The organism is Streptomyces silaceus (assembly GCF_001419745.1).
Lineage (GTDB): Bacteria > Actinomycetota > Actinomycetes > Streptomycetales > Streptomycetaceae > Streptomyces > Streptomyces silaceus.
Window position 1 is genome coordinate 1 of sequence record NZ_LIRJ01000371.1, and the last position, 9227, is coordinate 9227.

Here is a 9227-nt window from a genome sequence, read left to right on the forward strand (position 1 = left end):
CGACGGGCGTCTCCCGCCGGGGCCCGGCGGGAGACGCCCGTCGCGGCCAGGCAGGAGACGGCCGTCGAGCAGATCCGCCCCTGGCACCACCCCATCCCGGCCCGGGTGAGGAGCTTGACCGTGCGGTTGTCGCGGGCGCCGAGGTCCGCGACGGCCTCGCGGACGCGGTCCGCCGTGACCTCCTCGCACCGGCACACCTCGGTGTCCCCGGTGAGCCAGTCGGTCCAGCCCGGCCCCGGGGCGTGCACGGCGGCCATCGCGTCGGCGAAGGACCGCATGCGCGCGACACGGCGGCGCAGCCGGGCCGTGCGCGCGGGCGAGGCCGCCAGGCCACCGAGCCGGGCGCCCGCCATGAGGCCCGCCAGCTCGCCCTCGGCCAGGGCCAGCGCCGCGCCGCCCACCCCACGGCTCTCGCCGGCCGCCCACACGGTGGGCACCGACGTCCGGAGATTCCGATCAGTGGCCAGCGCGTACGAGCCGTCGACGGCGCGACGCACGTCGCATCCGAGGCCGGTCGCCAGATCGATCTGCGGGACCAGGCCGTGCCCGACGGCGACGGCGTCACAGGAAATACGGCGCGCGGTCCCGGGAACCGGCCGCCACCGCTCGTCGACACGGGACACGGTGACGGCCTCGACGCGGTCCGTGCCGTGCGCCGCGGTGACCGCGCTGCGCGTGTGCAGCGGGACCCGGTGGCGCAGCAGCGCCGAGCCGTGCGCGACGGCCTCCGCGGCCTTGCCCGGGTTGGCGGCCAGGGCGCCGAGGTGGCGGGCGTAGCCGAGGTATCCCGTGGCCTCGACGACCGCCGGGACGTCGGCCCCCGCCGTCGTGAGCGAGGTCGCGGCGGCCAGCAGGAGCGGACCGCTGCCCGCGACGACGATCCGCCGCCCCGGCAGGACGAGCCCCGACTTCAGCATGGCCTGGGCCCCGCCGGCGCTGACGACGCCCGGCAACGTCCATCCGGGGAAAGGCAGTTGACGCTCCACGGCGCCCGCGGCGATGAGCAGACCGCGCGCCGTCAGCCGCACCGGGGCGCGGTCCGTGCCGTCCGGTCCGGTGAGGGCATGGACGGTCCACTGCCCGCCGTCGTCCGGGTCGGCCGCGCTCCACACGTGGTGCCGCGAGAGGTGGGTGACGCTCGGGCAGCGGGCCAGTCGGCCGAGGAGGCGGCTGTACGCGGACCAGGCGTGGTGCAGGGCTTCGGGCCGGCGGGCGCCGAGGCCGGGAGCAGGGTTGCGGTAGAACTGCCCGCCGGTCAGCTCCCCCGCGTCCACCAGGGCGACGCGCAGCCCCAGTTCGCCGCAGGCCACCGCCCCGGCGAGGCCCGCGGGCCCCGCGCCGACGACGAGGAGGTCGAAGGCGCGGGCGGCTTCCGTGGGCTCAGACGGCGAGGTCGGCATGGCCCGAGCCCTCCTGGGTGGTGACCGCGTCGCCGGGGCGGGCGGGCAGGAGACAGGCGCGGTGGTTGGGCGTGCCGTTCACGGTGGCCAGGCAGTCGTGGCACTGTCCGATGCCGCAGAACGCCCCGCGGGGTCGGCCCTCCTTGCGGGTGGTGCGCCAGGCGAGGATGCCGGCGGCCCACAGGGCGGCGGCGACGGACTGACCCGGCAGCGCGGGGACGGGCCGCCCGTCGAAGGTGATCTCGAAGGCGGGGCCGGGGGAGGCGTCCACCACGTCACGCGGTGTGCGGCGGCGGGCTCCGGCGGCGGCCGTGGAGCCGGTCGTGCGGCGCGGTGTCACCTGTTCCACCCGCCCTCGGGCTCACGCGTCAAAGGTGTCATCAGGCTCAGGCTCCAGGGGAGTCGGGACAGGGGGAGTCGGGGAAGCGGTCGGGACGGAAGGGGGCCGCGTCCACCGGCGGCTGCTTGCCCGTGAGCGCGGCGGCGATCAGCACTCCCGTCGCGGGCGCGAGACCGATGCCCGCGCCCTCGTGCCCGCAGGCGTGCAGCAGGCCCGGCACGCGCGGGTCGGGGCCGATGGCGGGCAGATGATCGGGGAGATAAGGGCGGAAACCCGCGTACGTACGCATCGCCCGCACCCCGGCGAGCACCGGGAAGAGGGCGGTTGCCCGGGCGGCGAGGCGCCTGAGGACCTCCACGGACAGGGTGCGGTCGAACCCCACGCGTTCGCGGCTCGCGCCGATGAGGACCGGCCCGGCCGGGGTGCCCTCGACCACGGCTGAGGTCTGGAGTGCCGCGGATCCGCTCGCGACATCGGCCACGTAGTCGGCCGCGTAGACCTTGTGGCGGACGACGCGCGGCAGGGGCTCGGTGACCAGGACGTAGCCGCGCCGGGGCAGGACGGGCAGGTGCACTCCGGCCATGCGGGCGACCTCGCCGCCCCAGGTCCCCGCCGCGTTCACCACCTGGGGCGCGTCCAGGCGCGTACCGGAGGCGGTGGTCACGCCGCGCACCGAGCCGTCCGCGGCCGTGCGTACGGCGGTGATCTCCTCGCCGCAGCGGACCTCGGCGCCCGACGCGCGCAGCAAGTGGGCCGCGGCCAGGGCGGGTTGGACCTGGGCGTCCTGCGGGTAGTGGAACCCGCCGGCCATGCCGTCGGCCAGGTGCGGTTCCAGGTCGTGCAGGCGGTCCGCGGGGATCTCGCGGGCCTCCACCCCGGCGTCGGCCTGCGCGGCGGCGAACGTCCGCAGAGCCGTCAGACGGGTCTCGTCGGAGGCGACGACGACGCCGCCCTTGGTCTCGAACTCGACGGCCGAGGGCAGTTCCCCGGCGAGTTCGCGCCACAGCGCGTTCGAGTGGAGCGCGAGGTGGAGCTCGGCGCCCGGCTCCTTGTCGGAGACCAGGAGGTTGCCCTCGCCCGCGCCGGTGGTGCCGCCCGCCACCGGGCCGCGGTCCACGACGGTGACGGACAGGCCGGCGCGGGCGGCGTAGTAGGCGCAGGCCGCGCCTACTACGCCGGCTCCGATGACGATCACGTCCGGGGTGCGGCTGCCCGGCGTGCGGGTGACGAGTGAGGGGGTTCTCGTGGGCACATCAGTAATATTTCACATGGCACTCGGACTGCCAAGGGGGTAGCGGGAGTTGACTGCCTCCGTGGCGGAATTCCGGGCTCCGGAGACGTCCGGGGTCCCGGTGCCGCACGACGTCGTGCGGCACCGGGACCCCGGACGATGGTGCGGCCGCGCGTCACGCCGTGGGCCGGACCTCCCGGCCCAGCCAGGCCGCCAACTCGTCGTACGCGTCCGCCCCTTCGGGGGCCTGTCGCACCGGCCCGAAGGGCACCGGGCCGCCGCGGCGCTCGGGCCGCAGGGCCCGGTGGGCGAAGGCGAGCGAGAACTCCGCCGTCTCCGGGTCGAGTTCGGGCTTGGCGCCGAGGGCCTCGCGCAGGTCCCAGGTGTGGGCGGCGATCTCCATGACGACCGCGCTCAGCGCGCCGTGCAGCGGCATGGCCGCGAAGCCGGGATCGACCATGCGCTCCAAGGCGTCGTCGTCGAGGTCCTGCCCGGCCGTGACGAGGCGCTCGGCGGCCGCCGAGGCCGCCGCCGTCCAGTCGCCGTCCGGGACCTCGCTGAAGTCCTCGATCGTCGGATCACTGGACGCGCCTTCGGCGAGCTGGGCATAGGCGTGCGTGCCGCTCAGCACATGGCCGATCAGCGCGCGCACGTCGAACGCGTCGCAGGGCGTGGGGTCGCCGAGCCGGCCGGGCTCGACGGTGGCGACGAGCGCGGTGAACTGATCGGCCGTGCGGCGCAGCAGGGGGCGGGGGTCCGTGGCGGCGTTCATCAGGTCTTGCTCCTGTCCGTGGGTGGGCCGCGGTGTGCGGTACGGAGGGAGCATCGCGCCATAACCTGACAACAGCCGTCAGGTTTTCCGGATGTCATCAGGAGGTGGGGCGCGCGTCCGTCCCGGTCGTGCGAGCCGTCCTTCCGGGCGCCTCCGGGGCAGATTCTGGGCGAAGACCGGGTTGGACCGTCCTTCCGTCTCCCCATTCGCCGAGGAACCGTCATGATGATTCAGGCCAGGGGTGGTTGAGGCTTCGGTGAAACCCCTGGCCCGAGGGGGAGGGGTGAGCGACGGCGTGGAGGGTGAGGAGAGCGGAGGTGTCCAGGGGCTGCGCGCCTGGGCCGCCGCGGCGACGGAGCGGGCGGTGCGGCTGTTCCCGTTCACGGGCGGGGCGACGCCGACCGCCGCGCAGTACGACGAATCCGTCACCGAACTCACCGAGCTGGTGGCTCTGTTGGACCACGATCCGGCGTTGCGCGGCGCCGTGACCGTGCGGCTCGGCTCCGTGCTCGCCCTGCGGTACCTCGCGGGGGAGGGCGCCGCCGAAGACCGGGAGCGCGCACGGCACCTGCTCAGGGATGCGCGGGAGCCGGGCTCGACGGTCGGGGCGGGCACGGGGCCGGAGGACCGGCGGTGGGCGGCACTCTTCCTCCTGCTGCTGGTCATGCCGGTACGGGAGATGGGCGGCGGCGTCGGCAGGACGCCGTCCTTCTCCACCCTGTTCGACTGGCAGATGGGGCAGGGCGGCGGAGGGATGGCCGACACCGCCGCCGAGATGCGGGTGCTGACGGCGGAGGTCGCCGAGCTGCCGCTGCCACCGGAGATGATGCGGCGGATCCAGCAGGTGGGCGCGGTGATGTCGACCCTCTCGGGGGTCCGGGACCTCGACGGCATGAGCCGCCTCGTCGGCGACCTTCCGGACGGCTTTCCGTACGCGGACGAGATGCGGCTGATGATGGACATGACGGCGGGCCCGGAGCCGTCGCCCGAACCGGTGCCGTCCACTCCGGCGTCCGCGCCGGCCACTCCCGGGGCCACGTCCGCGCCGGCCACGCCCGAGGCCGCGCCGCTCACCCCGGATCCCGTGCCGGCCACTCCCGGACCCGAGCCACCCGCTTCCCGGCCCGCGCCAGGCACCGAGGCTGACCCCGAGTCCGACGCCGTGGCCATCGCCGTCAACGCCATCTTCCCCACGGTCTTCGCCGCGATGGAGGCCGCCCGGAGCGGCGACCCCGACATCCTCAACCGGGCCATCGCGCGCCTGCGTGCCGCGCACGCGCAGTTGCCGCCCGGACATGAGATGGCCTCGCTCGCCGAGGCCCTGATCGGATCCCTGCTGCACCTGGGGCAGGGCGTCGGCGGCAACCTTCAGGACCAGTCCGCGGCCCGCGCGTACACGCGGGAGATGACGGAGAAGCTCGCCGCGCTCACCGCGTCCCCGGGCGCCACGGCCTCCGAGTTCAAGCTGCTGACGGACCTGTTCACCCTGATCGACCAGGTACGTCAGGCGGACGAGGCACGCGACGTGCGACGCGCACGAGAGCTCGTGGACGAGCTGGAGGCACTCGCCGGCGCCACCCCACGGGACCACGACTTCCGCTTCCAGGTCCTCATGGCCGCCGGACAGGCCTGCACCACGCTCGGCGGGCTCACCGGCGACGCCGACATGCTGCTGCGGGGTGTCGCCCACCAGGAGCGGGCGGCAGAGGCCGGGGGCATGGGCGCCGCGCTCGCCGAGGAGTGGCTGACCTCGCTCACCACCAGCCAGGGCGCGATCCGCGCGGCCGTCACCGAGGACCCGTCCCTCATCCAGGACCGGCCCCCGCCGCCCGGCGCTTCGACCGGAGACCACTGGACCTACGCGCTCTCGCTGGTCACCCGGCACGGCCTCACGCAGGACCGGGCCGACCTCGACGCGGCCCTCGCGGCGCTGGAGCAGGTCCGCGACGGCGTACGGAAGGGCGAGATCCCGCACTTCGCGGCGGACGCGCTGTGGAAACTGGCGGAAGGGCACCGAACCCGCTGGGCCCGTACCGAAGATCCCGCCGACCTCACCGCCGCCACGACCGCCGCGATGGAGGCCCTGCACGCACTGGCCGCGGACGTCGTCCTCCAACTCGGCTCGGAGCACGGCCTGGTGACCGCGCGCTCCGGTGCCGAACGCGGCGTCCAGGCCGCGGTCTGGGCGGCGTCGCACGGGCGCGTCGAGGAGGCGGTGGCCGCGCTGGAGCTGGGGCGCGCGCTGGTCCTGCGGGCGGCGTCCGCGTCGCGCGCCGTACCGGAACTGCTCCGGGCGCGCGGACACCACGACCTCGCCGAGGCCTGGCACGTGGCCGCGTCCGCCGCCGGAGCAGCAGGCCGGAAAGACGGGCCGGAACGCCCCACGGACCACCTGACCGAGCCCACCGACCACCCCTCCGAGTCCGCCGCGGACCGTCCCTCCGATCTCCCCTCCGAACTGCCCAGCACCCTGCGCCGCCGCGCCCTCGAAGCCCTCGGCTACCGGCACCAGGGCCTGTTCACGACCCCCACGGTGGGCGAGCTGCGGGCCGGTGTCCGCGAGGGCGACGCGGACGCGCTGGTCTACCTGCTCGCGGGCCGGGGCGACACGCCCGGCATGGCGGTCGTCCTCGGCCCGGACACCGGCACGGGCGTGCGCGCGCTGCCGCTCCTCTCGGAGAGCGGGAGCGGCCCCTTGGAGGCGTACTTCGCCGCGGCCGCCGCACGCTCCCAGAACCCGCGCGACCCACGCGCCGACCAGGCCTGGGAAGAGGCCCTGTCGACGCTGTGCGACTGGGCGTACCACGCGGTCCTGGCGCCCGTCCTCACCGGCGTCGCCGAACGGCTCGCCGCCGACGGACAGCGCCGCAAGGACCGTCAGGGCCCGCCCCGCATCGTGTTCGTGCCGTGCGGCCGCCTCGGCGTCGTCCCCTGGCATGCGGCCCGCCTGCCCGCCGCCGCGCCCGCCGACTACGCCTGCCAGATCGCGGTCGTCACCTACGCGGCCTCCGGCAGCCAGTTCCTGCGCACCGTGCGGCGTGCGCGCCGCGACCCCGCCACCGCCCCGACCGCGCTGGTCGCCGACCCGCGCCAGGAGCTGACCCGCGCCGAACAGGAGGCCACCGCGCTGTACGAGGCGTTCTACCCGGGGGCGCGGCTCTACGGCGAGTTCTACGAACCGCCCGCCGAACCGGCCGCCACCGGCACGCCCGACGAACTCCTCGCGTTCCTGCGGGAGTCGCCCGCCCTGCTGCACGTGGCCTCCCACGGCTCGGCCGGCGTCCGCCCCACCGTGTCGGCCCTGCACCTCGCCCTCCCCGAAAGCGCGGGGGACACCGGCGCCATGTCGGTCGGGGGGGCCGCCCGCAGGACCGACCCCGACCCCGGAATGCTCACCGTCACCCGCCTGCTCGACGCGTCCACCGGCGAAGAGGAGGCCATGGAAGGGCCGTTGGTCGTCCTCAGTGCCTGCGAGACCGACCTGAGCACCCGCGACCACGACGAGGCACTGACCCTGACGACGGCCTTCGTGTCGGGCGGAGCCCGCGATGTGGTGGGTTCGCGGTGGACCACCCAGGACGCCGCGTCCGCGTTGATGATGGCCGTGTTCCACCACTACCTCCACGTCGAGGGCCACAGCCCCGCCGACGCGCTCCGGACGGCACAGATGTGGATGCTCGACCCGGACCGCAAGAACCCGGGGTCGCTGCGCGGAGCGCTGCTGCGCGAGATGGACCGGCCGGGCCTGGAACGACTCGCGGTATGGGCGGCGTTCATCCACCAAGGGCACCCGGGCCCGGAAAGGCGGACGGCGTGAACTCCCAGCGGCCCCTCCTCGACCTGGTCGCCGAGCACCTCGACAGCATCCGTACGCACTTCGACGACGCACAGCGGCAGCTGCTCCTCTCCCGCGTGCGGGCACTCGCCGAGACCGCCCCGGACGACAACAGGGCCGTGCGCAAGGCCCTCCAAGGCGTCCGACTCGCCCTGCTCCCGCTGCCGTTCGAGCATCCGGTACGGCTCGCGGTGGACTCCGAACGCCTGGCGGGGCCACCGGTCGGCCCCGTCGCGGTGGGGGAGGCGCGCATGCTCCTCGCGCAGCTCACCGAGCAGACGGACACCCCCGTCACTCCGGAGACGATCGTCGAGACGTCGCAGCGCCGACTGCTCACGGCGCCCTCCCTCTCCGAGGACGAGGCGCGCGCCCGCTGCGACGGCGCCGTCCCCTCCGAGCTGATCCGGCTGCCCGATCCCGAACGGGGCCCGCGCTATCCCGACTTCCAGTTCGTCCGTGACGGCAGGCCGTACGGCGTCGTCCTCAAGGTCAACCGCACGCTCCTCGCCGACATCGACCCCTGGGGCGCCGCCGCGTGGTGGCTCGGCGGCAACAGCCGGCTCGGCGGTCCGCCCGCCTCTCTCCTCGGCGAGCTCCCCGACGAGGAACTGGACGGTGCCGCCCGCGCGCTGGTCGAGGGGGACGGATGACCGGCACCGTGGCACCGTCCGCGTACGAGATGAGCCCCCGCCGCCAGACGCTCCCCGCCGGTACGAGGCTGTGGCGGCTGCACCGCGCCACGCGGCCGTCCGAGCAGTTCAACCCGGTGTCCGCGGACCCGCACTTCGGCGGCAACCGCTTCGACGGCACGTCCAACGACCCGTACTCCTACCTGTACGTCGCCGAGGACCCGACCACGGCGCTCGCCGAATCCCTGCTGCGTTCCCTGGAGTTCGACGTCGAGACCCGGATGCGCCTGGTCCCCTATGCCGCCGTGTACGGCAAGTCGCTGAGCCTGCTGACGACCCGGCGCGAGCTCACCCTGGTCTCGCTGGTCACCGAGGCCGACCTGGCCGCCGTCTGCCAGGACTCCTGGCTCCTCGAGGCGGAGGGCGACCGGTACGCGAAGACGCGCCGCTGGGCGAGCGAGATCCGCGCGCAGGCCACCGACACCTCCGGACTCGTCTGGCAGTCCCGCCGCAACCGGCCCGGCCTCGCGCTGGTGCTCTTCGGCGACCGCTGCTGCGAGGAGGCGCTCGTCGAGGAGCACCGGGGCGGAGTCGCGGATCTGGGCTCACCCGCCGGGGTCGCGGAGGCCAACCGACTGCTCGCGCCCCTGCGGTCGGCGATCGTGCCGCCCGCGGGTTTCGACGATTGCGCGGAGCAGTCGGCCACCGGCTTCGACGATCGCGCGGAGTAGCCGGCCGGAGGCGCCGAGAGAGGCGCAGAGAAAAGCAGTGGCCCGCCGGGCACTCGTGTGACTACGCTGTGCGGCATGGCACGAGGTATCTGGTCGCAGAAGGTCCGCTCCGCCCGCTGACGGCGGCGCCTTCTCCCTGTTGATTCAGCGCTCGCCGTCCCGCTTCCCGCCGGGCGGCCACTGACCGCTGCCCGGCTCCCTGCGAGCTGCGGAGCACCCGTTGAACCCCACGACCTCCACCCACCCTGCCCCGTCCCTGCCCGTCGAAGCGGGCGGCAGCGCACACGTC

General features: G+C 75.0%; 7 protein-coding genes. 3 read left to right on the forward strand and 4 right to left on the reverse strand.

Going from position 1 to position 9227, the window contains the following annotated elements; genetic code table 11:
- The 4 genes from AOK22_RS29895 to AOK22_RS29910 all read right to left on the reverse strand — a co-directional run.
- The coding region (locus AOK22_RS29895) for an FAD/NAD(P)-dependent oxidoreductase (protein WP_055701846.1) at positions 1–1400 on the reverse strand (1400 nt) is incomplete at its 3' end.
- Complete coding sequence (locus AOK22_RS29900; RefSeq protein WP_107102064.1) at positions 1381–1674, reverse strand: (2Fe-2S)-binding protein; 294 nt, start codon at positions 1672–1674, stop codon at positions 1381–1383. The genes AOK22_RS29895 and AOK22_RS29900, both read right to left, overlap by 20 nt.
- Before the next feature lie 112 nt (positions 1675–1786).
- Entirely contained in the window at positions 1787–2992 is a 1206-nt protein-coding gene (locus AOK22_RS29905) for an NAD(P)/FAD-dependent oxidoreductase (RefSeq protein WP_244165135.1), read from the reverse strand.
- A gap of 154 nt (positions 2993–3146) precedes the next feature.
- Entirely contained in the window at positions 3147–3743 is a 597-nt protein-coding gene (locus AOK22_RS29910) for a TIGR03086 family metal-binding protein (RefSeq protein WP_055701847.1), read from the reverse strand.
- A 283-nt stretch (positions 3744–4026) separates the two neighbouring features.
- On the opposite strand from AOK22_RS29910, the gene AOK22_RS29915 reads away from it, so the two are divergent.
- From AOK22_RS29915 to AOK22_RS29925, 3 genes are read left to right on the forward strand one after another with little or no spacing between them, the layout of a single operon-like run.
- Positions 4027–7560 (forward strand): CHAT domain-containing protein, encoded by a 3534-nt coding sequence (locus AOK22_RS29915; RefSeq protein ID WP_055701848.1) that lies wholly within the window; start codon positions 4027–4029, stop codon positions 7558–7560.
- The gene (locus AOK22_RS29920; RefSeq protein WP_055701849.1) at positions 7557–8228 is read left to right on the forward strand and encodes a hypothetical protein; all 672 of its coding nucleotides are present in this window, start codon (positions 7557–7559) and stop codon (positions 8226–8228) included. The genes AOK22_RS29915 and AOK22_RS29920 overlap by 4 nt, the downstream gene beginning before the upstream one ends.
- Complete coding sequence (locus AOK22_RS29925) at positions 8225–8938, forward strand: RES family NAD+ phosphorylase (protein ID WP_107102063.1); 714 nt, start codon at positions 8225–8227, stop codon at positions 8936–8938. Before AOK22_RS29920 ends, AOK22_RS29925 begins: the two co-directional genes overlap by 4 nt.
- Positions 8939–9227 lie beyond the last annotated feature (289 nt).